Source organism: Labrys sp. KB_33_2 (genome assembly GCF_052114505.1).
Classification (GTDB): Bacteria; Pseudomonadota; Alphaproteobacteria; order Rhizobiales; family Labraceae; genus Labrys.
The window spans coordinates 403,563-430,000 of sequence record NZ_JBFREW010000004.1 but is presented as its reverse complement, the minus strand read 5'-3'; the positions used below and the strand labels follow the sequence as shown (position 1 = coordinate 430,000).

At 63.6% G+C, this 26,438-nt stretch carries 26 protein-coding genes, 1 tRNA gene and 1 rRNA gene (1 of these 28 only partly in view); 18 read left to right on the top strand and 10 right to left on the bottom strand.

Translation table 11 applies throughout. The features are described from left to right. The 3 genes from AB4037_RS10385 to AB4037_RS10375 all read left to right on the top strand — a co-directional run. Window positions 1-1,354, top strand: a 23S ribosomal RNA gene (locus AB4037_RS10385) (it extends 1,472 nt beyond the left edge of the window). 74 nt (window positions 1,355-1,428) lie between these two features. Beyond that, a tRNA-Met gene (locus tag AB4037_RS10380) sits at window positions 1,429-1,505 on the top strand. Between the two features lie 236 nt (window positions 1,506-1,741). Beyond that, window positions 1,742-2,731, top strand: coding sequence for a DUF808 domain-containing protein (locus tag AB4037_RS10375; protein WP_441771456.1), 990 nt, complete (start codon window positions 1,742-1,744; stop codon window positions 2,729-2,731). Window positions 2,732-2,785: 54 nt separating this feature from the next. Here the strand turns inward: AB4037_RS10375 and AB4037_RS10370 are convergent, their stop codons facing one another. The 3 genes from AB4037_RS10370 to AB4037_RS10360 form a co-directional block, all read right to left on the bottom strand. Then, window positions 2,786-3,823, bottom strand: a complete 1,038-nt coding sequence (locus AB4037_RS10370; protein ID WP_441771455.1) for a phytanoyl-CoA dioxygenase family protein — start codon at window positions 3,821-3,823, stop codon at window positions 2,786-2,788. 6 nt (window positions 3,824-3,829) lie between these two features. Beyond that, on the bottom strand, window positions 3,830-4,714 hold the full coding sequence (locus AB4037_RS10365) for a class I SAM-dependent methyltransferase (protein ID WP_441771454.1): 885 nt from the start codon (window positions 4,712-4,714) through the stop codon (window positions 3,830-3,832). Between the two features lie 183 nt (window positions 4,715-4,897). Further along, a complete protein-coding gene (locus AB4037_RS10360) occupies window positions 4,898-5,806 on the bottom strand; it encodes a LysR family transcriptional regulator (protein ID WP_441771453.1) in 909 nt (302 codons plus the stop codon). A gap of 132 nt (window positions 5,807-5,938) precedes the next feature. Between AB4037_RS10360 and AB4037_RS10355 the strand changes: the two genes are divergently transcribed. The 3 genes from AB4037_RS10355 to AB4037_RS10345 are packed head-to-tail and all read left to right on the top strand — an operon-like array spanning window position 5,939 to window position 8,008. Continuing rightward, window positions 5,939-6,325 carry an Atu4866 domain-containing protein gene (locus AB4037_RS10355; RefSeq protein ID WP_441771452.1) on the top strand — a complete coding sequence of 129 codons (387 nt, stop codon included), beginning with the start codon at window positions 5,939-5,941 and terminating at the stop codon, window positions 6,323-6,325. A gap of 51 nt (window positions 6,326-6,376) precedes the next feature. After that, window positions 6,377-7,231 (top strand): oxidoreductase, encoded by an 855-nt coding sequence (locus AB4037_RS10350; protein ID WP_441771451.1) that lies wholly within the window; start codon window positions 6,377-6,379, stop codon window positions 7,229-7,231. Window positions 7,232-7,273: 42 nt separating this feature from the next. Beyond that, entirely contained in the window at window positions 7,274-8,008 is a 735-nt protein-coding gene (locus AB4037_RS10345) for an SDR family oxidoreductase (protein WP_441771450.1), read from the top strand. Window positions 8,009-8,041: 33 nt separating this feature from the next. Here the strand turns inward: AB4037_RS10345 and AB4037_RS10340 are convergent, their stop codons facing one another. Further along, window positions 8,042-8,737 (bottom strand): DsbA family protein, encoded by a 696-nt coding sequence (locus tag AB4037_RS10340; RefSeq protein ID WP_441771449.1) that lies wholly within the window; start codon window positions 8,735-8,737, stop codon window positions 8,042-8,044. A gap of 65 nt (window positions 8,738-8,802) precedes the next feature. Beyond that, window positions 8,803-9,687, bottom strand: coding sequence for an NAD(P)-dependent oxidoreductase (locus AB4037_RS10335; RefSeq protein ID WP_441771448.1), 885 nt, complete (start codon window positions 9,685-9,687; stop codon window positions 8,803-8,805). A 149-nt stretch (window positions 9,688-9,836) separates the two neighbouring features. On the opposite strand from AB4037_RS10335, the gene AB4037_RS10330 reads away from it, so the two are divergent. Together AB4037_RS10330 and AB4037_RS10325 are read left to right on the top strand one after the other, a co-directional pair. After that, entirely contained in the window at window positions 9,837-10,187 is a 351-nt protein-coding gene (locus AB4037_RS10330) for a winged helix-turn-helix transcriptional regulator (RefSeq protein ID WP_441771447.1), read from the top strand. Window positions 10,188-10,459: 272 nt separating this feature from the next. After that, on the top strand, window positions 10,460-11,107 hold the full coding sequence (locus tag AB4037_RS10325; RefSeq protein ID WP_441771446.1) for a cysteine hydrolase: 648 nt from the start codon (window positions 10,460-10,462) through the stop codon (window positions 11,105-11,107). 63 nt (window positions 11,108-11,170) lie between these two features. On the opposite strand, the gene AB4037_RS10320 is transcribed toward AB4037_RS10325, so the two are convergent. Beyond that, window positions 11,171-11,497, bottom strand: coding sequence for a hypothetical protein (locus tag AB4037_RS10320; protein ID WP_441771445.1), 327 nt, complete (start codon window positions 11,495-11,497; stop codon window positions 11,171-11,173). On the opposite strand from AB4037_RS10320, the gene AB4037_RS10315 reads away from it, so the two are divergent. Then, a complete protein-coding gene (locus tag AB4037_RS10315) occupies window positions 11,496-12,242 on the top strand; it encodes a BPL-N domain-containing protein (RefSeq protein WP_441771444.1) in 747 nt (248 codons plus the stop codon). The two genes, AB4037_RS10320 and AB4037_RS10315, sit on opposite strands and share 2 nt — an antisense overlap. Window positions 12,243-12,419: 177 nt before the next feature. Here the strand turns inward: AB4037_RS10315 and AB4037_RS10310 are convergent, their stop codons facing one another. After that, entirely contained in the window at window positions 12,420-13,712 is a 1,293-nt protein-coding gene (locus AB4037_RS10310) for a M20/M25/M40 family metallo-hydrolase (protein WP_441771443.1), read from the bottom strand. 495 nt (window positions 13,713-14,207) lie between these two features. Between AB4037_RS10310 and AB4037_RS10305 the strand changes: the two genes are divergently transcribed. From AB4037_RS10305 to AB4037_RS10275, 7 genes are all read left to right on the top strand, one after another. Further along, a complete protein-coding gene (locus tag AB4037_RS10305) occupies window positions 14,208-14,978 on the top strand; it encodes a DUF899 domain-containing protein (RefSeq protein WP_441771442.1) in 771 nt (256 codons plus the stop codon). A 158-nt stretch (window positions 14,979-15,136) separates the two neighbouring features. Beyond that, a complete protein-coding gene (locus AB4037_RS10300) occupies window positions 15,137-15,631 on the top strand; it encodes a heme-degrading domain-containing protein (protein ID WP_434954875.1) in 495 nt (164 codons plus the stop codon). After that, the gene (locus tag AB4037_RS10295) at window positions 15,628-16,011 is read left to right on the top strand and encodes a VOC family protein (protein WP_434959578.1); all 384 of its coding nucleotides are present in this window, start codon (window positions 15,628-15,630) and stop codon (window positions 16,009-16,011) included. The genes AB4037_RS10300 and AB4037_RS10295 overlap by 4 nt, the downstream gene beginning before the upstream one ends. A gap of 131 nt (window positions 16,012-16,142) precedes the next feature. Next, window positions 16,143-17,174, top strand: a complete 1,032-nt coding sequence (locus AB4037_RS10290) for an alpha/beta hydrolase family protein (RefSeq protein WP_441771441.1) — start codon at window positions 16,143-16,145, stop codon at window positions 17,172-17,174. Window positions 17,175-17,257: 83 nt separating this feature from the next. Beyond that, on the top strand, window positions 17,258-17,665 hold the full coding sequence (arsC, locus tag AB4037_RS10285; RefSeq protein ID WP_434954877.1) for an arsenate reductase (glutaredoxin): 408 nt from the start codon (window positions 17,258-17,260) through the stop codon (window positions 17,663-17,665). Between the two features lie 17 nt (window positions 17,666-17,682). Next, a complete protein-coding gene (gene arsK / locus AB4037_RS10280; protein WP_441771440.1) occupies window positions 17,683-18,879 on the top strand; it encodes an arsenite efflux MFS transporter ArsK in 1,197 nt (398 codons plus the stop codon). Window positions 18,880-18,919: 40 nt separating this feature from the next. Then, window positions 18,920-19,825 (top strand): aminoglycoside phosphotransferase family protein, encoded by a 906-nt coding sequence (locus AB4037_RS10275; protein ID WP_441771439.1) that lies wholly within the window; start codon window positions 18,920-18,922, stop codon window positions 19,823-19,825. A gap of 86 nt (window positions 19,826-19,911) precedes the next feature. On the opposite strand, the gene AB4037_RS10270 is transcribed toward AB4037_RS10275, so the two are convergent. The 3 genes from AB4037_RS10270 to AB4037_RS10260 form a co-directional block, all read right to left on the bottom strand. After that, a complete protein-coding gene (locus AB4037_RS10270) occupies window positions 19,912-21,399 on the bottom strand; it encodes a nucleobase:cation symporter-2 family protein (RefSeq protein ID WP_441771438.1) in 1,488 nt (495 codons plus the stop codon). Window positions 21,400-21,979: 580 nt separating this feature from the next. Continuing rightward, a complete protein-coding gene (locus AB4037_RS10265; RefSeq protein WP_441771437.1) occupies window positions 21,980-23,167 on the bottom strand; it encodes a tlde1 domain-containing protein in 1,188 nt (395 codons plus the stop codon). A gap of 281 nt (window positions 23,168-23,448) precedes the next feature. Next, on the bottom strand, window positions 23,449-24,870 hold the full coding sequence (locus tag AB4037_RS10260) for an aminotransferase-like domain-containing protein (protein ID WP_441771436.1): 1,422 nt from the start codon (window positions 24,868-24,870) through the stop codon (window positions 23,449-23,451). A gap of 157 nt (window positions 24,871-25,027) precedes the next feature. On the opposite strand from AB4037_RS10260, the gene AB4037_RS10255 reads away from it, so the two are divergent. Both AB4037_RS10255 and AB4037_RS10250 read left to right on the top strand, forming a co-directional pair. Then, a complete protein-coding gene (locus tag AB4037_RS10255) occupies window positions 25,028-25,447 on the top strand; it encodes a DUF983 domain-containing protein (RefSeq protein ID WP_434954884.1) in 420 nt (139 codons plus the stop codon). Between the two features lie 95 nt (window positions 25,448-25,542). After that, a complete protein-coding gene (locus tag AB4037_RS10250; protein ID WP_441771435.1) occupies window positions 25,543-26,436 on the top strand; it encodes a hypothetical protein in 894 nt (297 codons plus the stop codon). Window positions 26,437-26,438: the final 2 nt, after the last annotated feature.

Genomic DNA, 26,438 nt, shown 5'->3' with positions numbered 1-26,438 from the left:
CCAGTGGGTAGTGACGGATCTCTTCCGTGGTGTGTGCTTATTGGATTGTGCATGCCATCACGAGGTTCCAGGAAATAGCTCCCACATCAGACCGTACCCGAAACCGACACAGGTGGACTGGTAGAGTATACCAAGGCGCTTGAGAGAACTATGCTGAAGGAACTCGGCAATTTGCCTCCGTAACTTCGGGATAAGGAGGCCTCGTTCGTGGGCAACCATGGGCGAGGGGCACAAACTAGGGGGTGGCGACTGTTTAACAAAAACACAGGGCTCTGCTAAGCCGCAAGGCGACGTATAGGGTCTGACGCCTGCCCGGTGCCGGAAGGTTAAGAGGAGAGGTGCAAGCTTTGAATCGAAGCCCCGGTAAACGGCGGCCGTAACTATAACGGTCCTAAGGTAGCGAAATTCCTTGTCGGGTAAGTTCCGACCTGCACGAATGGCGTAACGATCTCCCCGCTGTCTCCAGCATAGACTCAGTGAAATTGAATTCCCCGTGAAGATGCGGGGTACCTGCGCTTAGACGGAAAGACCCCGTGCACCTTTACTATAACTTTACACTGGCATTCGTGCTTGCATGTGTAGGATAGGTGGTAGGCTATGAAGCATGGGCGCCAGCCCGTGTGGAGCCACCCTTGAAATACCACCCTTACGATCATGGATGTCTAACCGCGACCCGTCATCCGGGCCCGGGACAGTGTATGGTGGGTAGTTTGACTGGGGCGGTCGCCTCCCAAAGAGTAACGGAGGCGTGCGACGGTGGGCTCAGACCGGTCGGAAATCGGTCGTCGAGTGCAATGGCATAAGCCCGCCTGACTGCGAGACTGACAAGTCGAGCAGAGACGAAAGTCGGCCATAGTGATCCGGTGGTCCGTTGTGGAACGGCCATCGCTCAACGAATAAAAGGTACGCCGGGGATAACAGGCTGATGATTCCCAAGAGTCCATATCGACGGAATCGTTTGGCACCTCGATGTCGACTCATCACATCCTGGGGCTGGAGAAGGTCCCAAGGGTTCGGCTGTTCGCCGATTAAAGTGGTACGTGAGTTGGGTTCAAAACGTCGTGAGACAGTTTGGTCCCTATCTGGCGTGGGCGTAGGAGAATTGAGAGGATCTGTCCTTAGTACGAGAGGACCGGGATGGACGTACCTCTGGTGGACCTGTTGTGGCGCCAGCCGCAGTGCAGGGTAGCTATGTACGGTCGGGATAACCGCTGAAGGCATCTAAGCGGGAAACCCACCTCAAGATGAGTTCTCCCTCGAAAGCCGTGGTAGACCACCACGTTGATAGGCCGGGTGTGGAAGCGGAGCGATCCGTGCAGCTTACCGGTACTAATAGCTTGATCGGCTTGATCGCTCTCAAGACCTGGGAGAGTAGGTCGTTGCCAGGCCTGCAAAGCAAAAATCTCGAATACCATGTAAATTACCTGCCGCGGGGTGGAGCAGCCCGGTAGCTCGTCAGGCTCATAACCTGAAGGCCGCAGGTTCAAATCCTGCCCCCGCAACCAAATCGCATATCAAAAACCCCGATCGAGATAATTACTCGGTCGGGGTTTTGCGTTTGAGTTATGCAATCAAGGCGGGAAATGCGATGTCCCAGGCTGCGCTCTGGATGTTCGAAGCGCTGCCTCGCCATTTTCTCCCTGCTTCGGTAGGTGAACGCAAACACGGGATGATGATGCCGGACTTGATACATGGCATTTCTGTCCAGTATCGACTGCTGCAAAGCTGAATTGGGGGTGCAATGAGTGTTGGCCTGATCGCCCTTCTCGACGACGTCGCGGCCCTGGCAAAAGTCGCCGCCGCCTCACTGGACGACATTGCCGGCCAGGCTGCCAAGGCAGGCGCCAAGGCGGCTGGCGTAGTTATCGACGATGCGGCTGTCACGCCGCGCTACGTCACAGGGTTTGCGGCAAAGCGCGAATTGCCCATCATTGGCAAGATCGCCGCTGGTTCGCTCAAGAACAAGCTTCTGATCCTGCTGCCGGTCTCGCTCGCGCTCAGCCTGCTTGCGCCCCAGGCGATTACGCCCCTGCTGATGATCGGCGGCGTCTATCTTTGCTACGAAGGCGTCGAGAAGATCTACGAGCTCATCGTGCCGCATGCAGCCCATCAGCATGAAGCCGAACTCGGTTCGATCAACCCCAATGCGCAATCCTTCGAAGATCAGAAAGTCGCAAGCGCCATCAAAACCGACTTCATCCTGTCGGCGGAGATCATGGCCATCACACTCGGTTCCGTTCCCGATAGCGGATTCGTGACCCAGGCCGTCATCTTGGCCATTGTCGGCATAGGCATTACGGCTGCGGTCTATGGTGCGGTCGCTCTTATCGTCAAGGCCGATGATCTCGGCGTGGCGATGGCCAGGGTGACCTCGCCCTCCTTGATGGGGCGCCTGCTGCGCGGAATGGGCCGTGCGCTCGTCGTCGGCATGCCCTATTTCCTGAAGGTGCTGGGCCTGGTCGGCATTGCCGCGATGATCTGGGTCGGCGGCGGCATCATCCTGCATGGCTTCGAGGCCTATGGCTTGGGCGCTCTCAGCCATGTCCTCCATGAGGCCGCCGAAGCGGCGGCGCATAGTGTGCCGGCGGCTGGCGGGGTGGTGACATGGCTGGTCCAGGCTGCGGGCTCGGGCCTGGTGGGCATTGGCGTGGGGCTGGTGACCATTCCGGTGATCAGCTATGTCGTTGCGCCGATCTGGCGCCTGTTCAAGCCGAGGCCCAGTAGCGCCTGATATCGAGAGACAATCCCGGCACACCCAATTCCAAATGCCCCGCCGGAGAAGGCCTCACAGGCTCTCGTCGATCGCGGGGGGGGCATAAAGCCCGTTCTTATGTAGGCGCGTAGCATTGCCGGAAAGGTCATGATAGGTGAAGGCGCCCTGTGCGAAATAGTGGCAGACCATCGCCTTGCGGGAAAGCTTGAGATCCTTGCGAGGCGAGCCGCCGTGCAACAGGTCGGCATGCCAGAACAGGACGTCACCGGCCTTGGCCAGGAAATATTTCGGTTCGAGGCCCAAAGTGTCGATATAGTGCCGGATCGTCGGCTCGTAGCGTGAGCTGTAAACCCCGATATTTTCCTTGAATGCACGCGGCGGAATACCGAGCTCCCCGCTCAGCAAAGGGGGCACGAGCCGGTGGCTGCGTGGATAATATTCCAATGGCCCGCAATCAGTGCCGACATCCTCGAACGCAATCCAACTCGCCAGCATGTAGCCCAGTGGATAGGTGGTCATGTGGATCGTGTCGGAATGCGGACTCTGCCAGCTACCCTTATGTCCCATGATCGTCTGGAACGGCAGGGTCTTGCGTCCGAACAGCACATCCGAAATTCTCAATATCTTGGGATGTTGCTGCAACTCGCGCAGCACCGGCACCGGAATGTGGGGATCGAGCGTACGGCCGGGGAGAATATCGCCGGCACCCCGGCTCTCCGGCGCGACCGTGATCGTTCCATCGGCGATCGCCTTTTCATAGGCTGCCCAGAGGCGATCGAGAAGTTCCGCCTCGATCAGACCAGGCACGATGCAGTAACCCTCGAATATCCATTGTTTGCACATCGCGGCTTCGGTGTCGTTGAGTTCGCCGGCGGTATGGCGACGTTCGACTTCCAGCAGCGCGTTCGGCCTGTCAAGCCAGCAAGCCGGGCCACTGATGGGAAACGCATCGCCACGAAACTCCTCGATGGCCTCGAGGTCCACCGGCCTCTCCGCGATATAGGTTTCCCGGAATTTCTGCTCGATCACCAAGGGGCTTTCCTTCTTGGGCCCCTTCCTGATTGATTTGGCCTTGATGCCCCGACGGATGAGATTCGCTAGCCCCAACACCTTGTTTCACCTTTCAGCTTGCTGAACCGTTCGCCGGGCGAAGACGGAAAATGAGGGACCGTTGATGTGTTGGGGATCGTCATGGGCAACGCGCACATCATCAAAACCAAGTACGCCGAGGATCGCCAGAAGGTCTTCTTTTTCCATCCAATAATGTCGATTGACCGGACCGCCGCAATATGCCGTTTTCTTCCAGGCGCCATAGTAGCTGCGCTCGTGCAATTTGATATCGATGCCGCGAAACTCGACTTCGTGGCTGAGTTCCTTGTATGGCGGCTTTTGTGACTTGAACGGAACGCGCCTGAGATCTTCGGGTGGCATTGCAGTTTCGTCGAAGTAATGTGTCCAGATATAGATCGCATCGGCCCTGGCGGCCAGCAATTCGAGCAATCTCAGCGGGTCCTCCATATGATAGAGGACACCGCATGCAACGATGAGATCGTATGGCGGGTCGTCTCGTTCCAGCCACTTGACGAAGTCGCCGAGATGAAAATGCGCACGCTGCAGTCTGAAGATCTCCTTGGCGATCAGGCAGCGCAGGAAGGCCATTTTGTTGGCTTCCACGGCGTCGAGGACGTCTGGACCAAGCCTCTCCAGCATCATCGAGTGGGAGCCTTCCAAAGGGCCCAGCTCGAGAACGCGCCGACCGGAGACGGGCCCGAATTGTTCGACGGCCCAGTGGATCCTCCCATCCTCATACATATAGGAAGGTCCCGCCTGGATGCCCAATTCCGGCGGGAAGGCGTGATTCCATCCCGGAATCAAGTCGACAGCGTTCTGGGGCGACGGCTCGGAGAAAACATACCCATCGGTCAGATGGAATTCTTCGACATCTTCTTTCGATTTTGCCGCCCGCACACGGCGGAAAATCTGCTGAAGTGGATTCGTCATTTCTTCCTGCGCTGTAGAAGCATTTATGTCCAAGTCGTCTGTTTAGGTCTAGCTGTCAACTGCATCCCCGGCAAATTTTGTGTCGCTTGTCCAAGCGGTTTAGCAATTGCTTGAGTTAGCCAACTTGCATGGCCAGGAAAGGGGGGCTCCATGTTGCCGGTCGGGGGGTCCGCGTCGCAGCCCTCACGGTGCTTCGCCGTTGCGTGTCGTGGTGCGCAGATGATCGACCAGCGCACGAAGCTTTGCCGGCTGGCGTTGGAGGCGTGGGTAATAGAGATAGAAACCAGCAAAGGGGGGACCAAATGCCTCGAGCAGGGGCAACAGTTCCCCGCGGTCGAGATAAGCGCGGAAGGTGTCGTAGACGCCGAAGGTGATGCCGGCGCCGGCACAGGCCAGACGAATCATGGTGCCCATGTCGTTGGTCGTCATCCTGGGCTCGACGGTGATCTCGAAATCGCGGCCGTTCTCGGTGAATTCCCAGCGATAGGGGGCGAGGTCCGGCCGGGCGCGCCAGCCGATGCAGCTATGGGCCAGGAGATCGCGTGGATGCTGCGGGGTGCCGCAGCGGGCGAGGTAGTCGGGCGAGGCCACTGCCAATTGGCGCTGTTCACCTGAGACGGGGATGGCGATCATGTCCTGTTCGATCACTTCGCCCAGCCGCACCCCGGCATCGAAACCGGTCTGCACGATGTCGTCTTCCTCGTCCGTCACCGTGAGATCGAGCCGGATGCCGGGATAGGCCTGCAGGAACCCCATCAGGGCGGCGCCCGAGAGGAAGGTCTCGGCGATCGAGGAGACGCTGAGCCGGAGCGTGCCGGTTGGACGTCCGCGCTCGTCTTGAACCGCGCCTAGCGCCGTCTTCACCTCGGACAGGGCCGGGTTGACGCTCTGGTAGAGCTGCTCGCCCGCCTCGGTCAGGCGCACGCTGCGCGTGGTGCGCTGCACGAGCGCGACGCCGAGGCGATCCTCCAGGCGCTGCAGGCCCTGGCTGACGGCCGAGCGGGTGACGCCCAGCCGCTCGGCAGCGAGGCGGAAACTGCCGGCCTCCGCCACAGTGACAAAGGTTGAAATGCCTTCGAACATATCCGTCATTGGTTAGATAATCTAACCAAGTCATCTCCGATCGGCAACTCGATCGTGCCAATTCATCGGTCTAGGGTGCTTTCCAGCGGGGCCGACGGTCGACCCTGCGCGAAACAGGAACCTGATGCGAGGAGGATGGCCATGGCGCATCGTTGTGTCGACGGCAGCGTTGCCAGGCAGATCGCGGCCCATGCGGTGATCGTGACCCTGCTGATGGGGGCGACCCCGGCGCTGGCCTCGAATACGCCGTCTCCCGGCCAGGATCAGATCATGACAAACGAGGCGAACATGGCTGAACACCCCTATGTGGGGATGTGGGTCACGCAAGATGGCCATATCCGGCAGGAGCTGCTGCCGAACGGGCGCTATGACGAAGCGCGCGGCAGCCGCAAGAGCGCTTATCGCGGCCGCTACGAAGTCCGCGGCACGCACATCGATTATTGGGACGACACCGGCTTCACCGCGGATGGCGAATTCGTCGACCGCGACACGCTGCATCACGGCGGCATGGTGTTCCGGCGCCGCTGAGCGGGCGCCGGGCTGGGGCTCCGCGCTCCGGCCGAAAGAGAGGATACTGACATGACAAAGCAAACACCGGTCTGGTTCATCACGGGGGCTTCTTCGGGCCTCGGCCAGACGCTGGCACAGGCCGTTCTCGCCAGGGGATGGCAGGCCGTGCTGGCGGCGCGGCGGCTGGAAACGCTGGCCGATCTCACCGCCGCGCATGGTGAGCGCGCTCTCGCCGTCGAACTCGACGTGACGGATCCTGGCGCGATCGAGAAAGCCGTGGCGGCGGCCGAGGCTCGCTTCGGGCATATCGACGTTGCCGTCAACAGTGCCGGCTATGGCTATCTGGCGGCGATCGAGGAAGGTGAGGATGCCGCGATCCGGGCCCAGTTCGAAACCAATGTCTTCGGGTTGATCGGCGTTACCAAGAGGGTCTTGCCTGGCATGCGGGCGCGCCGGAGCGGGCATATCGTCAATATCTCGTCCCTGGGCGGCCTCGTGGCCCTTGCGGCGACCGGCTATTACCACGCCACCAAATTCGCCGTGGAAGCCCTGTCGGAATCGCTTGCCCAGGAGGTCGCGCCACTTGGCATCAAGGTGACGATCGTCGAGCCTGGGGCTTTCCGCACCGATTGGGCCGGCCGCTCCATGGTGGAAGCGCCCGCCGTCATCGCCGATTATGCGGAGACCGCCGGCAGGCGCCGCGAGCAGACCCGTGCCGTTTCCGGACGGCAGCCCGGCGATCCCGCCCGCGCCGCCCTTGCCATCATCAAGGCGGTCGAGGCGCCGGAGCCGCCGCTACGCCTGCTGCTCGGGGCGCCGGCCTTGCGCATCGCCCGCCAAAGGCTGGAGGCGCTGAGCCTCAATTTCGAGACCTGGGCCGAGACCACGCTGAGCGCCGATTTTCCCGAGCCGGCGAAGGCCTGATGCCGCGCCTCGGCGCGAACACCTCAACAAGGAACATATGAGATGAGTGCAATTGCAGGAAAAGTCGTGGCCATCACCGGCGCGAGCAGCGGCATCGGCGAGGCCAGCGCAAGGGTGCTGGCGGCGGCGGGCGCCCGCGTGGTGATCGGCGCACGCCGCACCGACAGGCTGGAGAATCTCGCTGCGGCGATTGCGGCTGACGGCGGCGAGGTGAGGGTGCGCCCGCTCGACGTGACGTCGCAGGCCGAGGTCGCCGCCTTTGCCGGCTTCGCGCGCCAGGCTTTCGGGCGGCTCGACGTGATGGTCAACAATGCCGGGGTGATGCCACTCTCCCCGCTGTCGGCGTTGAGGGTGGCGGAATGGGACCGCATGATCGACGTCAACATCAAGGGGGTGCTCTACGGCATCGCCGCGGCGCTGCCGATCATGGAGGAGCAGGGCAACGGGCAGATCGTCAACGTCTCCTCGATCGGCGGCCATCGCGTCTCGCCCACCGCCGCCGTCTATTGCGCTACCAAATTCGCCGTGCGCGCCATTTCGGACGGGCTGCGCCAGGAGACGGATCGCATCCGCGTCACGGTGATCTCGCCCGGCACCACCACCTCCGAGCTTGCCGACACGATCGGCGATCCCACCGCGCGGGAGGCGATGAAAGCCTTCCGGGCTGTTACCATCAGCCCGGATGCCGTGGCCGCTGCACTAGCCTATGCCATCGGCCAGCCCGATGACGTCGACGTCAGTGAGATCGTGGTGCGGCCAACGGCGAGCCCGCATTGAGAAAGTTCTTCATTTGCAGGCTACTAAGGCTGCTCACTTCGCAGCCTTCACATAGCGTCGAAGCTGCTCCAGGCTGAGCGCGCCGAAATAGACGTCGTGACCGATCACGAAGCCGGGCGTGCCCTGGAGCTGGAACAGGCGGGCGGCGACGTCGTTCCTGGCCAGCATGGCTGCGATCTCCGGGCCTCGCGCGGCAAGATCCTTGTCGAGCCGCGCGAGGTCCACGCCGGCCTTGCCGGCCGCCTCGCGCACGGCATCCTTGTCCATGGTGCGGGGCAGGGCGAAGAGGGCATTGTGCACCTCGCCATATTTGCCCTGCCAATTGGCGGCGAGCGCCACCCTGGCGGCATAGACCGAAGCCTCCCCGAAGATCGGCCATTCCTTCATCACCAGCCTGATCTCCTTGTTTTCGCGCAGGAGGGTGGCGAGACGCGACTGCATCACTCGGCAATAGGGACAGCGATAATCCGTGAATTCGATGATGGTGACCTTGCCCTTGGGATTGCCGAGCACGGGGGAAGAGGGATCGGTGATGATGTCGTTCACGTCGATGTCGGCGGAGGCCGCGCGGGCGGAGCCAGACGGCGCGAGAAAGCCGGCCAGGCTGACGAAGAGGAGAAGGGCCGCGAGAAGCGGGAGCGGAAGGCGCCGAGATGTCATGATATGTCCTTGCTGGCGGGCTGTAGAGCCCGAGCGGCCCGATTCGCCGAGCCCATCGACACTCTTCATGCTGCCGGCATCTTCGGCAAATCACAGTTCTCGGCTGGTGAATCGCATTCACGTGAACGGTCCGCTCAATCTCGTCCAATCATGAAGCGCGAGAGTGCAGCGAAATCGTCCTCGCCGTGGCCGGCCGCGAGCGCCCGGCGGAACAGGCTGTCCTGGCCGAGGATGACGCCGAGGTCGATCTTGCGGGCCTGCATCACCGCCAGCAAATGCTCGAAGGCGTGGTAATGGGTGGCGATCGAGGCAAAGCTCTGCTCGTCATTGGCCAGGCGGCCGGTCTCGTTGCGCTTGATCAGGTCGGCGACCTGACCGTCGATCACCGGCATCAAGGTCTGCCAGAGCCGACCCAGCACGCCGAGTGCCACCCCCTCGGCTTGGCTCACGGCGATGGCGTTGAGCGTGCCGAACAGCGCCCCCCACATCAGGCCGAGCAGGGCGCTGTCGAGCGCATTGGCGAGGCCGGCATCCTCCCCGACATGCTGGACATTGCCGCCGAGGGCCAGGAATAACGGTTTGTTCGCCTCGAAGGCTTGGCCGGGGCCGGCGAACAGGATGGTGCTGGCCTCGGTACCGATGAAATCGGGCGTGGCCATGATGGCGCCGTCGAGATAGGCAGCGCCCTGCGCGGCCGCCCAGCCTTCAGCCTCGCGCGCGCCCTGCGGTGTGCCCGAGGTGAGTTCGACCACGAGCTTGCCTTCGAGGGCCCGGCCGACGCCGGCCTCGCGCAGCAGCGCGGCGGTGGCGTCGTAATCGCTGACATTCACGATGACGACCGCTCCCGCCGCCACGGCTTCGGCCACGGAGGGCGCGACGGTCGCGCCGAGGGCAGCCAGCGCCTCGGCCTTGGCCGGGGTACGGTTCCACACCGTCACCTCATGGCCGGCGCCCAGCAGGGCGCGCGCCAGCGCCGATCCCATGCGTCCCGTTCCCAGCACCGCAATTGCAAGCTTCATCTCGACACTCCATATCCACCAGTGCGGGCTGACGAATTCCTGCCGCGCGTTCCATCGTCCTCGGGCAGATGGGGCTGGCGTGGCGGCGCTCAATACGCACGCCCACGTAAGTGGTTACCAGGTCGTAAGGGGTGGCGAGGGAGAGGGGCATGGCGGATACGGCGAATGATTGCGGCTTTGCGGCGGCGATCCGCATGCTCGAAGGCAAATGGAAGCTCGACATTTTGTGCGAGCTCCATACCGGTGCCCGCCGCTTCGGCCGGCTGCGCCGAGCTATTCCGGCAATCAGCGAGAAGATGCTGGCGCAAAAGCTGCGCGAATTGGAAGCCGACAGCCTCATCCACCGCAAGGTCTATGAGCAGATACCGGCCAAGGTCGTCTATTCCCTGAGCGAGCGCGGCGCCGGCCTCGTCGCCAGCAGCGCTGCCCTCTGCCGTTGGGGCGAGCAGCTTGGCCTCAGCGAGCCGACGCCGGCGGCCTGCGCGGCGCCGGCCGGGTGAGACCTGCTGCATGGCATTTCCGGCAGGGTCAAAGGAAGGAAATCCAAAGGCTGAACATGCGACACTCAGCCCCGGATTCCCTTGAAAGCAGCGCCTCCGGGGATGTCGCTACCTTTGGTTGCGCTATGGGCGACACAGGCACTGCGTCGGATCGGGTAATGTCCCCTTCCGCCGGTAAAGGGGTGATTTGCAAGCGGCCTCGCCGTAAGGTGAGGGGCTGTCATGGCGCCGCTCGCTTCGGCTGGCGGCATCCCCGCAAGGAGCCGAATACCATGAAGAATCCCTTCGGTCTCGAACTCCACGGCTCCCTCGCGGAACTCTGCCGGCCCGACCGCATGGCCGTCATCGTCTACGACATGCAGGTGGGCATCCTCAGCCAGATTGCCGACAGCGCCGCCATCATCGCGCGCAATGCCGCCGTGCTGCAGGCTGCGCGGGCCGGCGGCTACCGCGTCGTCTTCCTGCGCCACATGTCGATGCCGCCCAAACTGATGGGACGCTTCCAATATCGCCAGGCCATGGCCTGGCAGCGCACCGAGGACCCCGCCGCGGTGAAGCCCTGGTTCCTGCGCTCCTCCCCCGGTTTCGAGATCGCGCCGGAACTGGCGCCGCGCGAGGACGAGGCTATCCTCGACAAGATCACCTTCTCGGCCTTTGCCGACACGCCGCTCGCTACCATCCTGCGTGATTGCGGCCTCACCGCCTTCGCCATCATGGGCGTCGCCATCGAGATCGGCATCGAGCCGACGGCCCGCCACGGCGCCGATCTCGGCTTCGTGCCCGTCATCGTCGAGGATGCCTGCGGCACCGGCCACCGGGAAGCGGCCGAGCGCAGCTTTACCTCGCTCGCCTATATGGGCGATGCTATCCTCACGCGGAGCGAGGCGCTGGCTGGGATGATGGCTGAGACGGCGGGATGAAGAAGGTGCCTTCGTCGCCGGCTTAGGATTCATCCATAAATAACGAATCGAGTTGGCTCTTTGTCATTGCCGTGCTTGACCCGGCAATCCAGCTTCTCCCTCCAGACGTCGAAGCAGGGCCCCCTGGATGCCGGGGCATGACAAGGGCGGCGCTTCGGCTATTTCCGGACAATGCCTTCGTTCCAACAAGCCCTGCTCGTGGGTGAGCCAGCCGCTTCTCATCCAAAGCCGAATGAAGCGGTGGCCGGTGATGCCTGTGCGGAGCAGATGCCGGTTGCCCGCTCCGGCCTCCTTGCCGTCATAGAACAGCCGCAGGTCCCATCGAGGATCGCCGTTCAAATCGGCGTCCGGTTCGGAAATATCCTTTAAAATCATTGGTGTAGGTATCATGAAGCTCTGTACATCGGCTGCTATTGGGGCTGTCTTGCTCGGGACGTTACCCGCGGCGTCTCTCGCACAGGCAAAGGGCGAACTCATTCGGGTGGCGGTGTATCGGGGCCCGGCCTCTTGTGAAGGCTGCTCCGAAACCATGAAGACATCGATTGAGCAACTCGGGCCGAACTACCGTGTCGAATTTGTTGGGGCGGGGGAACGGACCGACATCTCCCCCCAAAGCCTGTCACGCTACGACATCTATGTGCAGCCGGGTGGCGGTCAGGACATTCCGGGGGCGTTGCGGAGCCTGGGCAAGGCCCGCATCGGCGCCATTCGCAATTACGTGGCGCAGGGCGGCCATTATGTCGGCGTCTGCATGGGCGCCTATCTTGCGGATGCCACGGGGATAGGCCTGATCCCGCATGATCTCGACTCCGAGGTCGGACGTCCTGGCTTCGCCGTCAAGACGATTGCCGACGCAGCCATAACTGTGCGTTGGGCGGGCCAGAAACAGGGAATATTCTTTCAGGACGGTCCTTACCTGCCGAGCGCAAAGCAGGATGCTGGCTTTCGGCAGATCGCCACCTATGAGAACGGCGATGTCGCGGCGGCGCGCTATTCCTTTGGCAAAGGCAGCGTCGCCTTGAGCGGCCCTCATCCGGAGGCCAGCAAGGTCTGGTTCGAGGAGGCCGACATTCCACTGGCGAAAATGCCAGGAGGTAATTTGCTTAGGGATCTGTTTTCACAAGCCAGGCGCTAGCCGGCAATTCTGTCGGGCTGCAGAATCCATCGTGGTGGCCAGCATGTTTCCTGGCGATGCTCGTTCAGGGCCACGACCATCTGTCCGTTTGGATTGCCGACGGTCACGGCACCGGGATGTCCCGGCGCCGCGCTCCAAGCCTTCCTCCTTCCAACCCGCGGGAAGGAGGACTGGTGATCACTTCGCGGCCACGCCGACCAGTGTGCTGTAAATGAAAGACGTGCCTTCTTTCAAAGACTTGACCGCGATGCGCTCGTCATTGCCGTGCATGCGTTCGAGCGTTTCATTGTCCAGCGGGTATGGATAGATGCCATAGGTCGGTATCCCGCGGTCTCGCCAGGCGGAAGCGTCCGTGCCGGCCTCGAACAGGGCCGAAACCACCGTAGCCTCGGGCCATGTCTTCTTTCCGGCCGTTTCGAGAGCCTTGAACAGGGGCGTGTCGGTCGGGGATGCCTCGGCTTCGGTGCGTTTCTTGTAATAGGCCTTGGCGTCGGCTTCCGACAGGGTGGTGTCGACGCTGATCTTGATATCGGGATCGGCGATGGCTTTCTCGACCTGGCTTCGTACATCCCAGGGCGTCGAGCCCGGAATGAGGCGCACGTTCACATAGGCTTCGGCCGTGCCAGGAATGACGTTTTCCTTCACCCCGGCCTTGATGATCGTCGTCGCGACCGTATTGCGCATCAGGGCATGCCAGAGCAGTGGGTAATCACCGGTGGCGGAGACGCGTTTTCCGGCTTTCTTCAGTGCCGAAGGGTCACTGCTCGAAGCCAAGGTCTGGAGATCGCGCTTCATCTGCCCGGTTGCGCTCGATGAAAGGGCCTGGAAATAGGCCTTGGTCTGGCCGGTAAGGGTGGGCTCGGTGTCCCATACCGATAATTTCGCCAGCGCCCTCGTCAATTTGCCGACCGCACTGTCCGGTTGCGGGCGCGAGGAGTGCGTGGGCGTACCCGTCACCTTGAGCCTGAGGCCGGCATAGATCTTGTCACGCGTCGTGATGTTGACCTGCCGGGTGGCCCCCTTCTTGTCCTGGAAGATCCAGCCGCCTTCATTCAAGACGAATTCGGCGTCGATCTTGTCCCAGTGATTTTTCGCCAGCCAGTCGGTGCCGTAATCGCCGGCTTCTTCATCGGCTTCGGCCAGGAAGATCACATCCCTCGACAGCGCGACACCACTCTTCTTGAGCTCGAGGAGGGCCTGGACGAACACCGCCTGTCCGCCCTTGAAGTCCATTGCCCCTCGGCCCAGAACATAGCCATCCTTGATCTCGCCGGCGAAGGGATCGACGCTCCAGGTGTGCCGTTCGACCGGCACTACATCCGAATGCGCAGCCAGAAGCACAGGCTTCTTGCTGCCGTCGCCCTTCAGGCGGGCGATGAAGTGAGCCACCCCATCCTTAGGGGTCTTGATGATTTCATTTTCGATGCCGGCATCGTCGAAGACCTTCTTGAGGTAGGTGACTTCCTCCAATGTTCTTCCCGGCGGGTTGGATGTATCGAAGCGCAGAAGCTGCTGAAGAAGCGCGACGGTCTTGTCGGATTCCTGTGCCGCAAGAGGGGAGGTTGAACCTATAAGGGTGATGACGCCCAAAACCGCAGCGCAATTTGAAAGAATAGATAGACCCAATTTCATAACTTTTCCTCTTGGTATTCTAATTTTTTACGAACATTGCTCCTCTTTCCGGGCGCTTTATGTTGATTACCCTAACCAAAAAACCTCCGGCGACAAGCTTCGATAAATCGATACACCATGCCTGTCTTTGATCTTGCTGGAACGATGCGAGCCGTTGCCGGGACTTCGGGCATGCGCTTGCGATCAGGCCCTTCCGAATGCCGCCACACTTGTTACTCCCACCCCTCCGCCTCCCGGTGGCACTCTCTCCTCACCGATAACGAGCCAAGGGCAGCGCGTGCCGATGCGCTTGAAGCATGCGGTACGATGGGTGCCCGGATGAGGAGATTTGCGATGACCACTCCAGCCGGAAATGGACAGAACGGAGCCACGGGCATGCACACCCCGCCGGTGGTATCGCCGCAGGAATGGCAGGCGGCCCATGAGCGGTTGCTGGCGATGGAAAAAGCGCATACCCGGGCTCGCGATGCCCTGGCGGCCCAGCGCCGGCGCATGCCCTGGATGGCGGTGGAGAAGGCCTATGTCTTCGAGGGGCCGCAGGGGCGGGCGAGCCTTGCGGAATTATTCGAGGGGCGCAGCCAGCTCATCGCCTATCGCGCCTTTTTCGAGCCGGGTGTGTTCGGCTGGCCCGAGCATGCCTGCCGGGGCTGCTCGATGGTGGCTGACCAGGTCGCACATCTCTCTCATCTCAATGCCCGTGACACCACACTCGTCTTCCTCTCGCGGGCACCGCAGGACGATATCGCCAGGCTGAAGCAGCGCATGGGCTGGACCATGCCCTGGTACACCGTGATCGACGATTTCGACTGGGATTTCGGCGTGGGCGAATGGCACGGCACCAATGTGTTCTACCGCGACGGCGACAGGATCTTCCGCACCTATTTCGTCAACAGCCGCGGCGACGAGCAGATGGGCGGCACCTGGAACTATCTCGACATCACCCCGCTCGGCCGCCAGGAGTCTTGGGAGGATTCGCCCGAGGGCTATCCGCAGACGCCGCCCTATAAATGGTGGAACTGGAACGATGCCTACGTCGCGGGCGCGGCACCCGACAAGCGCTGGGTGCAGGTCTCGGATGCAGGCGAGGCGACCTTCCGCAAATAGCGGCGCGCTACTGGTTCGTGGAGGGGCGTTTCCACAACCCTATCAAATCATAAGGGTGGGGGCGGCACACTGATGCACGCCTTGCCTGTGTGGGAATTCGCCTGCCGTCTTGCCAGGGGTGGCGGGTCCCCGCATGATCGTCGGGCAAGGAGGCCCACATGCCCGACGAGATCACGCTGAGCGAGCTGCTACACCAAGAGGCGGTGCTCACCTTCCCGGCCTTCGACAACGACATCGCCATCGATCTGGGCACGCTGGCGCTCGGCATCGCCCGCGAGCGCGCCTTGCCGGTGGCGATCAATGTCAGCCGCAACCGCCAGCAGCTCTTCCATGCTGCCCTGGCCGGAACCTCGCTCGACAATGATCAGTGGATCGCGCGCAAATCGGCGGTGGTCTACCGGTTCGGACATTCCTCCTTCTATATGGGCCAGTCGACGCTGCCGGGCGGTCCCTCCTTCCATGATCGCTTCATGGTCGATCCCAAGGAATATGCCGCACATGGCGGCAGCTTTCCGATCATCGTGGAGGGCACGGGCCTGGTTGGCGCCATCACCATATCGGGCCTGCCCCAGCAGGCCGACCATGAGCTGGTGGTGGAAATCATTACCCGTTTCCTCGAGCAACGCTTCGGCAAGAAAGGGTTGCTGAGCTGAAGGCCGTCCCGCTCAACCGGCTGCTGATCTACGCCAGAGACATCGAGGCGATGGTGCTGTTCTATGAAAAGCATTTCGGCTTCGAGGCGATACGCCACCCCGAGGACAGGATCGTCGAACTCGTCAATCCGGGCGGAGGCATGCGCCTGATGCTGCATCAGGCCGGCAAGGGGCAGCGCAGTGGCCAGTCCCTGGTCAAGCTGGTGTTCGATGTCGAGGACGTGGATGCGTTCTGCGCCCTGAGCGCCCGAAACGGCCTGGTGTTTGGTCCGGTTCATCCGGCGGATGGCTATCGGTTTGCCAATGCCAAGGATCCCTGCGGCAATCCTGTCTCCGTCTCAAGCCGCCATGCCCGGTTAGGCGGCGGGCAACCATCCTGACGGCCTATTGAGTGCAAGACGGCGTCGGGGCCGGATCGCGTGCGGGTACGACCTCGATTGCGATCCGGTACGACCGGCAGGTGCAATCGGAGCAGGCAGGCCTCTCCCGATACCGGATCCGGAGAAGCCCGATGAGACCGCCCGTCCCATTACGCCTGCGCCTGCTGCTGTTCGCTTTTCTGCCGCTGCTCTGCCTGCTGGCACCGGCCGGTAGCCGGGCGGCTGGCCTGAGCCTGATCGAGATTCCGGCCGATGGCGGCCGGCCGGCGCTCACCGGCGGCGTCTGGTATCCCTGCGCCGGCGGCACCCCCACCGCGAACCGCTTCGGCCCCATCGTGGTGGAGGTCGTGCGCGATTGTCCGCCCGCCGGCATGCAAATGCCGCTCGTGGTGATCTCGCACGGGGTCGGCGGCTCCTTCGTCAGTCATCGCGACACAGCGCGGGCGCTGGCCGATGCCGGCTTCATCGTGGCGGCTGTCGACCATCCCCTGAATAGCGGCCGCTCGGCAACGAGGCGGCCGGGGGACATCGCCTCCATGCTGGAACGCCCCGACGACATCAAGCGGTTGGTCGATTTCATGCTGGCGGGCTGGCCCGGCGCCGCCCGGATCGCGCCGGAGCGGATCGGCGTGTTCGGCTTTTCCAGGGGCGGCTATACCGGGCTTGCGGCCATCGGCGGCACGCCGGACTTCCGGCTCATCCTTGGTCACTGCCCGACCTATCCGGGCAACCGCTGGTGCGCACAGATCGAGGTCGATGCCACCGACGGCCGGGCGCTGACGCATGATGCGCGCATCAAGGCAGCGGTGATCGCCGACCCGGCCTTCGGGGCGCAATTCACCGTAGCAGGCCTGCGGCCGGTCACCGTTCCCGTGCAGTTGTGGGCCTCCGAGTTCGGCGGTGATGGCGTGGGGCCGAAGGATGCCGACACGGTGGCGCACAATCTCACCGCCCGGCCGGAACTGCATGTTGCCGCCAAGGCGGGGCATTTCGCCTTCCTGGCGCCCTGCAGCGCTGAACTCGCCAAGGCCGCCGCCGATTTCGGCGAAGCGGAGATCTGCACGGACGGGGCGGATTTCGACCGGATTGCCTTCCATCGGAACTTCAACGCTGAGGTCCTCCGCTTCTTCCGGCGGCACCTTGGCGCAGGGCAGGGGCCTTGAGCCATAGGCCGCGCCCATGCGATGGGTGTTTTGTCGGAGCAGCGTCGGCGCCGGCTCTTAGCTTCCGATCGAAAGCCCCCGCGATGAGCGTCACCATCTATCACAACCCCGCTTGCGGCACCTCCCGCAATACCCTCGCAATGATCCGTCAGTCGGGCGAGGAGCCGGTGGTGGTCGACTATCTTACGTCGCCACCCTCGCGGGAGAAGCTCGTCGCGCTGCTGGCCGCCATGGCGATGAAGCCGCGTGACCTCCTGCGCGAGAAGGGCACACCCTATGCCGAGCTTGGCTTGGGCGACCCGCAATGGAGCGACGGTGAGATCGTCGACTTCATGCTGGCCCATCCGATCCTGATCAACCGGCCGATCGTCGAGACGGCGCGCGGCACGCGCCTGTGCCGCCCGTCCGAAGCCGTACTCGACCTGCTCGACCATCCGGTTGCGGCCTTCGTCAAGGAAGACGGCGAAGTCGTGACCCCTCGTCGGACCTGATTGCGACTGATCCAGACATGCATGCGGAACGCTCGCCGGTTGCGGCCATCATCGCCCTCGGCATCACCCAGATCATCGGTTATGGCACGCTCTATTACAGCTTCAGCATCCTGGCCGCCGACATGGCGCGGGGCCTGGGCTGGACCACGGAATGGGTGTTCGGCGCCCTCTCGGGCGCGCTGCTGATCGGGGGCGCAACCGCCCCCTGGGTCGGCCGGCTGATCGACGCGATCGGGGCGGGCCGGGTGATGGCGGTCGGTTCCCTCGGCGCTTCGGCGTCACTGGCTGCCTGTGCCATGGCGCCCGGCGGTGTGAGTTTCGTGGCGGCGCTGATCGTGATGGAGATTGCCTCCAATCTGGTGCTCTATGGCGCTGCCTTTGCTCTCCTGGTGCAGATCCGGCCACGAGCGGCCCAGCGCAGCATCACCTATCTCACCTTGATCGCGGGCTTTGCCTCCACCGTGTTCTGGCCCGTTACGTCGGCCCTGCATGAGCGCATGAATTGGCAGGGTGTCTATCTCGTCTTTGCCGGGCTCAATCTCGCGGTCTGTTTTCCCCTGTATGTCTGGCTCTCCCTCGGCCTGTCGAAGCGGGACGGCAGGACGATCGGCCAGCAGCCGGCCGTGATAGGGCTGCTCGCGCCCGCCCAGCGCCCGCTCGGCTTCCGGCTGATGATCGTCGGCTTTGCCGCGCTGTCGCTGGTGGTGGCGGCCATTCTGGTCCATATGATCCCGCTGCTGTCGGGCCTCGGGCTCGGTGCGTCGGCAGCGATGATCGGTACGTTGTTCGGCCCGTCCCAGGTGCTCAGCCGCCTGGTCAACATGGTGTTCGGGCGTAACCTGCCGTCGATCGCCCTGGCGCTGATCGCGGCGACGCTGATGCCGGCCTCGGTGGCGCTGCTCGCCCTCACGGCGCCCTCCGCCACGGGCGCGGTGGTGTTTGCGGTGGTGTTCGGCCTGGGCAACGGGCTGTTCAGCATCGTGATCGGCACCCTGCCTCTGGCTCTGTTCGGCAGCGAGGGCTATGGCACACTGCAGGGCAAGGTGATGGCCGCGCGCCTGATCGTGGCGGCGATGGCGCCCTTTGCTTTCGCCTTTGCGCTGACTTCTATCGGCGCCGGCCTGTCCCTGGCGGTGACGGCGCTGCTGGGCGGGCTTGGTGGGCTGTCCTTCCTGGCGATCCGCTTCCTGGTGGAGCCAGCGCGGACAGCTTAGTGGTGCAGGTCGGCGATTGGGTGGAACGGGAGGATGCCGCATGGCCGGCCGCTTGACGATCGAAGCCGAACTGGTGCGCCGCCTGGTCGATAGCCAGTTTCCTGATTGGGCCGATCAGCCGGTCCGGCCGGTCGAGCGCAATGGCTGGGACAATACCACTTTCCGCCTGGGCGAGGACAAGAAGGTGCGCCTGCCGACCGCCGCCTCCTATGTGCCTCAGGTCGAGAAGGAATGGCGCTTTCTGCCCGTGCTGGCTTCGCATCTGCCATTGCCGATTCCCGCACCGCTCGCCCTCGGCCGTCCCGCGGAGGGCTATCCCTATCCCTGGTCGGTCTATCGCTGGATCGAGGGTGAGCCGGCGGTGTTCGAGCATCTCGCCGATCCCGTTGGATTCGCGGCCGACCTCGCGCAGTTCCTGCTGGCGCTGCAGCGTGCGCCCGCAGAGGGGCCGGCCGCCGGTGCGGACAATTTCTATCGTGGCGGGGCGCTGAGCGTCTATGACGCCGAGACGCGGCGCTGCCTCGACCAATTACGGGGCGAAATCGACGCCGCCGCGGCAGGGCGAGTCTGGGAGGGGGCGCTGGCGACGCGGTGGCAACGGCCTCGCGTCTGGGTGCATGGCGATATCGCCGTCGGCAACCTGCTGATACGCAACGGGAAGCTGAGCGCCGTGATCGATTTCGGCAGCAGTGCCGTCGGCGATCCCGCCTGCGATCTGGTGATCGCCTGGACCTTCCTCCGGGGCGAGAGCCGGGCGGCCTTCAAGGCGAAACTGGCAGCTGAGGCGGGATTTGACGAGGCTATCTGGGCCCGCGCCCGTGGCTGGGCCCTCTGGAAGGCCCTGCTCATCTGCTGTGGGCACGGCAGTATTCTGCCCACCGAACGATCGGCCCGGGAGGTGATCGCCGCCGTGCTGGATGAGCATGCCAGAGGCGATCATGATTGACCGATCCGGGCAGTCGCGCCTGTCATCCCCTTCCCGCCGCCTACGGCGGCGCCGGGAATGACAGATCAAACTTTACGCCCTCGGCATCAGTGATGGCCCGGGCCCTCGACCTTCACCTCGCTGCCCTTCGCATCGTAGAGCTTGCCGTCGAGGAAATAGTCGCCCTCATGCAGCATCGAGATGTCCTGGTAGCGCAAGGTGCGTTCCATGCCGGCTACGAACACGGACTGCTGATCGGAATTACCGGCCCGTAGATGGTTGAACACCAGGTTCAGCGTGATCGCCATCAGGGCGGCCGAGCTGATGCCCGAATGGAAGATGGTGACGAACCAGGACGGGAAATGCTCGTAGAACTGCGGGGCGGCGATCGGAATCATGCCGAACCCGATCGAGGTCGCCACGATGATGAGGTTCATGTTGTTGGCGTAGTCGACCTTGGACAAGGAGCGGATGCCGCTGGCCGCCACCGTGCCGAAGAGCACGATGCCGGCCCCCCCCAGAACCGAGGGGGGTACGGCCGCGATCACCCGTCCCATTACCGGCAGCAGGCCGAGTGTCACCAGGATGAAGCCGGCGGTGGCCACCACGAAACGGCTCTTGATGCCGGTGACCGCGATCAGGCCGACATTCTGGGCAAAGGCGCTCTGGGTGAAGGAGCCGAAGATCGGCGCCAGGGTCGAGGAAAGCATGTCGGCGCGCAGGCCATCGCCCAGGCGACGTGAGTCGACCTTGGTACCGATGATCTCACCCACGGCCAGGATGTCGGCCGAGGTCTCCACCAGGGTTACGATGATGACGATGAACATCGAGACGGTGGCGGCGACGCCGAAGGTCGGCCAACCGAAATGGAACAGGCTGGGCAGGGCCGCGGTGGGGCCGCTGGCAACCTTGGAGAAGTCGGTCATGCCGAAGGCCATGGCGATTGCCGTGCCGATCACCATGGAGAGCAGGATCGACAGGCGCGAAATAGCGGCGTTGCCGAGTTTGCTCAGGAGCAGCACGGTGCCGAGCGTGGCGCCGGCAAGCGCGATATTGGGCACGCTGCCGAAATCGGGAGCCTTGGGATTGCCGCCCATCGCCCAGCGTGCCGCCACCGGCATCAGCGTCAGGCCGATGGTGGTGATCACGATGCCGGTGACCAGAGGCGGGAAGAACTGCGTGATCTTGGAGAAGATCGGCGTGATCAGAAGGCCGAGCAGGGAGGCCGCCATCACCGCGCCGAGCACGGCCGGCAGGCCGCCACCGGTGGGGCTGACGACGATGGCAACCATGGTGGCGACACCGGCAAAGGAGACGCCCTGCACGAGGGGCAGGCGGCAGCCGAAAAGGGGCAGTCCCAAGGTCTGCAGGATGGTAGCAAGACCGCCCGCGAACAGCGAGGCGGTGATCAGCATGCCGACTTCTTCAGGCGCCAGGCCGGCCGCCTGGCCGACGATCAGGGGGACGGCAACGATGCCGCCATACATGGTCAGGACATGCTGCAGGCCATAGGCCAGGTTGGCGCCGATGCCCAGATTCTCGTCTTCGGGGCGCTGCAAGGCAGGGGCAGCGGTGCCGATGGATGTTGAACTCAAGCCGGTTTCCTCCTTCACGCGTTCTTATCGGATGCAATTCCCGGACCAGACGAGCGCGAGGCGATGCCACGACGGCCTGTCAGCCCATGCGGGGGAAGCCCGCATGCAAAACGGGTACTTGGCCTGCTGCTCATCGTCCGCGCGGGGGCGCAGGCAATGGCGGACAGACATGGCGTAGCGAGTGATGCGCCGCGGCGCTTTCGAGAGCCTCGGGCGAAGGAGTGCAGCGTTCCGGTCTCCCTTGGCCAGCATGCACTCGAAGAATTGACTTCGTTCTATTGATTGCAGCTATGATCCAACAGGATAGAAGCTGTTGGAAGTAGGCCCCGATCGGAAGGACTTCCGCGCCGGATGTGATAATGCCTGTGTAGCGCGACAGGCGGCCTGCCGCGAATATTGCGGCACCGTCGTCAATACGATGCGGCTACTCGGCTGCCGCAGCCAAGGCGCGAGCCGGATCTGTCAGATTGAATGACAGGCTACGATCCTAAAGCAAAAAGCGCTTGAGCGTAAACGCTCCTTTGTTTGAACGCATCTTTGCGGAGGGGCTTTCCTCACGCCGCAAAGTGCTTCGATGCGATCAGCGGCCGGAGGCAAACCACCAGCGGCTCTTGTTGCGCGAGGCAATCTGGCTGCTGGCCTTGCCGTTTCCGGTGACGACCACCAGCCTGTTGACCTCGCCGTTGCGATAGGCGCGCAGGAAGCGAGCATAGTCCTTGAAGGATACGCAACCGTTCGAATCGCCGCGCGGTCCGAGCATGTAGGTGTGCGCCAGCAGGCCGTCGCGGCCGAGGACGGTACCGGATCCGCCGGCAGGGATCATGCGCAGCGCGGCAACGCCATGAAACAGGGCTTCGCGGGGCCTGAGGTCATAGGTCTGGGGCGGCGTGGCGCCCCGGTTCTTCACATGCACCGAGCCGGGATCGTCGAGGAATGGCCCGAGGCCGGAATGGGCTTCCAGGCGTTCGCCGCCGGGCAGATAGACCGTGCGGGCGGAGATGTCATAGACCGCGGTGTGATTGCCGGCCACCGGCCGAGACAGCGGCGCTTCGATGGTGGGGCGGTCGAGAGGACGTCCCTCATCGGGGGCAATGGAGGCGAGGGCTGTCAGGGGGATGGCCGGACGGGTGGGCGGTAGCGGCACCAGATCGGCTGGATCGCCTTCGGCAAAACGACTGTCAATCTGGCTGCCATCGATTTGGCCGTCACCGGTCGGGCGGATCGGTGGCAGGGGCAGGGCTTCGGCAGAGGCTTCGGGCAGGCTGCCGGTGACGACGACATCCGGCGCCACCTGCTCCGCTGGCGGCGAAGGCAGGGCCGCGACCGTCTGTACGGAACGAATGACGGGAAGGGCCTCGTGCGTGCCGTCGGCATCCGGGGCAAAGGACATCAGGCTGGCCAGCACGGGTGAGGCCGGGTGAACGCGTCCGCCCGGGGCGGGCAGACGCACGCCCTCCGCGATTTCGGGGCCGGTGTTGTCGGGGGCGGGTTCGGCAGCGGCGACCGGAGTCTCGTGTTCCGTGGGGCGGGGCGCCGGCCGGAGCACGCCTGCCTGCACCAGAGCCTTGGGGGCGAAGGGATCTTCGGCGCGTAGTTGGAGATGGGCAGGCCTGGAGGCCGAGACCATCGAGGGCGCCACCAACGCGATCGCTGTCCAGGCCGCGGCGGTCGCTCCGAAACAAAGGCCCGCAAGTGCCATCCAGCCGGCGGTGTTCCGGCGAGGCCTTCGGCCTCGGACATGGCTGCCGGGAGAACGGGCGTGGGTCATGTTACTCACTTCCGGACGGCCAGGCGGCCTTGCGGCGCGAGGACCTTCGGTTGGGTACTGAATGCGGTTGCTGGCGAGGGGAAACGCCTCGCGTCATCGATCCGCCGATCGACCCGCAAATCTTTGCCCAATCTTGGTAACCAAACCCTTTACATCCGAGCCCGGATTGTCCCGTTCGCGCGATTGTGCAGTTCGTTAGCCGCGGCCATCGGCAGAAAGACGGCGCGAGTGACCGTGTCCATGACGATACCGGGCGGCCTCGTGGACCGGGAACGCTGCAATCATACGATGCCCGGCACACCCTCCGGCGGTACCGAAAGCAGGGCTGCCAGCGTGTTGAGGCCCTGGCGCAGGGCATCCTGGCTCGGCGCCGCACCGAGCGAGATGCGCAGGGCTGGTGGCGGGGCGCCGACGGCGAAGGCAGCGCTGCCGACCAAAGCGAGTCCGGCCTTGCGGGCGACCGCGCTGAGATCGGCACCGACCCAGGCTGAAGGCAGGCTGAGCCAGAGATGCTGTGCATCGGAGGCCGCGCGATAGGCGAAGCCGTTCAGCGCCGTCGCGGCGACCGTCTGGCGCGCGTGGTTCTCACGGCGGATGGCGGCAGTCAGGCGCGCCATCGTGCCGTCCTTGATCCAGGCGGTCGCCAAGCCAGCCATCAGAGGTGGCGCCATCAAATTGATGATCCGGGTCTGGGCGGTGATTTCGAGCGCCTCGGCCTGGCCCGGCGTGACGACATAGGCCAATCTCAGCGCGGGCGTCGCGCATTTTGACAGTGTGGCGACATGCCAGCTCCGCTCGGGAGCGAGGGCTGCGAGCGGAGGCGGGCTCTGCTCGGGCAGGGCGCCATAGGCGTCGTCCTCGATGAAGGCGATGTCGTGCTTGCGTGCGATGGCGACCAGGGCCTGCCGGCGCTCGGCGGACAAGGTCGCGGTGGTCGGGTTGTCGAGCGTCGGTACGCAATAGAGCGCCCTCGGCCGGCTCGTTCGGCAGAGTTCTTCGAACGCGTCGGGAAGCAGGCCATCCTCGTCGGTCCGCACCGATGCCAGCCTCACGCCGCAGCGGGCGGCCACCGAGCGTAGGCCGGGATAGGTGACTTCAGGCGCCGCCAGCACGGAGCCCGGCTCGAGCAGGGCCGAGACCACGGCAAAGAGGGCGGCTTGCGAGCCGGAGGTCACCACCAGCCGCTCGGGTGCGACCGGCCCGAGGCGGGGCGCCAGGAAGCGTGCACCGGCCGCACGGTCGCCGGGAATGCCGGCATTGTCCTGATAATGCAGCCGCGCCAGCGCATGGGGCGAGGCGAGGACGGTGGCGATGCCTTCGGCGATGGCCTCGCGCAGCCCGGCCTCGGCCGGCTGGGGCGGCATGTTCATGCTTAGATCGATCAGGGCCATCGCCTCGGCCGAGCGGGGTTCGTCGACGATCACGCGGGGAGGCACGATCCTGGCAAGGCTGACGATGGTGCCTCGCTTGGTGTTGCCCTCCACGAGTCCGGCACGGCGAACCTCGTTGAAGGCCCGCGTCACCGTGGTGAGATCGACACCCAGCGCCTTGGCGAGCTGGCGCTGCGGCGGCAATTGCACGCCCGGTGCCAGGCGTCCTGAGCGGATATCTGCCGAGAGTGCCTGGGCAATGGCGAGATATTTAGGCGCATCGCGGGCCAGTTCGGCGGGGAGCCAGAATGCCGCAGGCGAATTGTCTTGCATTTGTATGCCTACAATAATACAAAGAATGTGCTGATCGTCCGAGAAAATCCTAGGATTTTGATTTTTAAAGGCCGATCTCCTGATTCTTATAGACAGGATAGCGATATTTGTATGGAATATCAATCCATACATTTGATGCGGACGAAGGAGCTCTTCGATGGAAGAACAATCGGCAGCCTCTCAATCGATCTGGCGCTGCGGCATGCGTGGCCGCTGCCCGCGGTGCGGACAGGGCAAGCTCTTCAACGGCTTCCTGACGATCGCTCCCAAATGCAACGCCTGCGGGCTCGATTATTCTTTCGCCGATCCGGCGGATGGGCCGGCCTTCTTCGTGATGATGACCATGGCTTTTCCGGCCACCGGCTTCGGCATGTGGATGGAACTGAGCTTCGAGCCGCCGCTCTGGGTGCATTTCGTCACCACGCTGCCCTTCCTGCTGCTCTCCTGCATCCCGATCCTGCGCCCGATCAAGGGGGTGCTGGTGGCAAGCCAATATATCAACAAGGCGGAGGAGGGGCGCCTGGTGCCGCCGGACGAGATCCTGCAAGAGCCGCCGCGCCTGGCTCGGCAGACCTGAAGGGACCCGGTTGCCTCTTCCGGTTGCAATGGGTCAGAATGGCGGGCCTCTCCAAGAGCAAATGCTCAATCGACTGAAACAGCTGGGCTCGCCGCATGTATTCGTCCTTCGCCGCTCCCATATCGCCGCGCGATTTACATGACCACATCTATGCCGGTGAGATTGCCCGTTTCGCCGGACTGATGCCGATGCAGGCATTGGTGGCCTTCACGCGCGGCCTGCTGGAAGATGCTTTCCATCCGCATCAGCCGACCGAGATTCATCGCCATCTGCCCCATGACAGGCAGGTCGAGGAGTTTTCCCGGCTGCAGAAGGCGTTCGTCCAATCCGCGGAGGTCAAGCGCCTGTGGGGCGAGGTCTTCGCGACGCTCGGGCTCGATCCGGAGAAACTCGCCCGTGACCGGCTGCATCTTCGCTTCCAGCCTCATCAGGCCCCCGCTGTGAACCTGCCGAGGGCGCGCAGCACCGCCACCATCGCCTTCCACCGCGACACCTGGGGCTCCAACCTCTATGCGCAGACCAATTGGTGGGCGCCGATCTATCCGATCACGGCCGGGCGCACCTTTGCAATCTATCCGGATCTGTGGACCCGGGCGGTACCCAATACCAGCGCCTCCTTCGATCTCGAGGCCGTACTGGCCCGCTCCAGGATCGCGGGCCGCCATGCCGTCGATGCCGATGATGCCATTCCGCATCTGAGCGCACCGGTGGATGTCGGAGCGGTCGAGCCGGTGGTGATCGAGCCGGGCGAGATAATCGCCTTTTCCAGTGCGCATGCGCATGCCGGCGTGCCCAATAGCACCGATTTCACGCGCATTTCGCTGGAGACGAGGACGCTCTGGATCGAGGATGTCGTGGCTGGGCGCGGCGCTCCCAATGTCGATGGCGACGCGCCCTGGATGGCACCCGGGTGGTTCCGGCGCGTCAGTGACGGCGCCAGGCTGACGGAACTCCTAGGGCTCAATGCCCTCGAGCCTTATCGGCGCTAAAG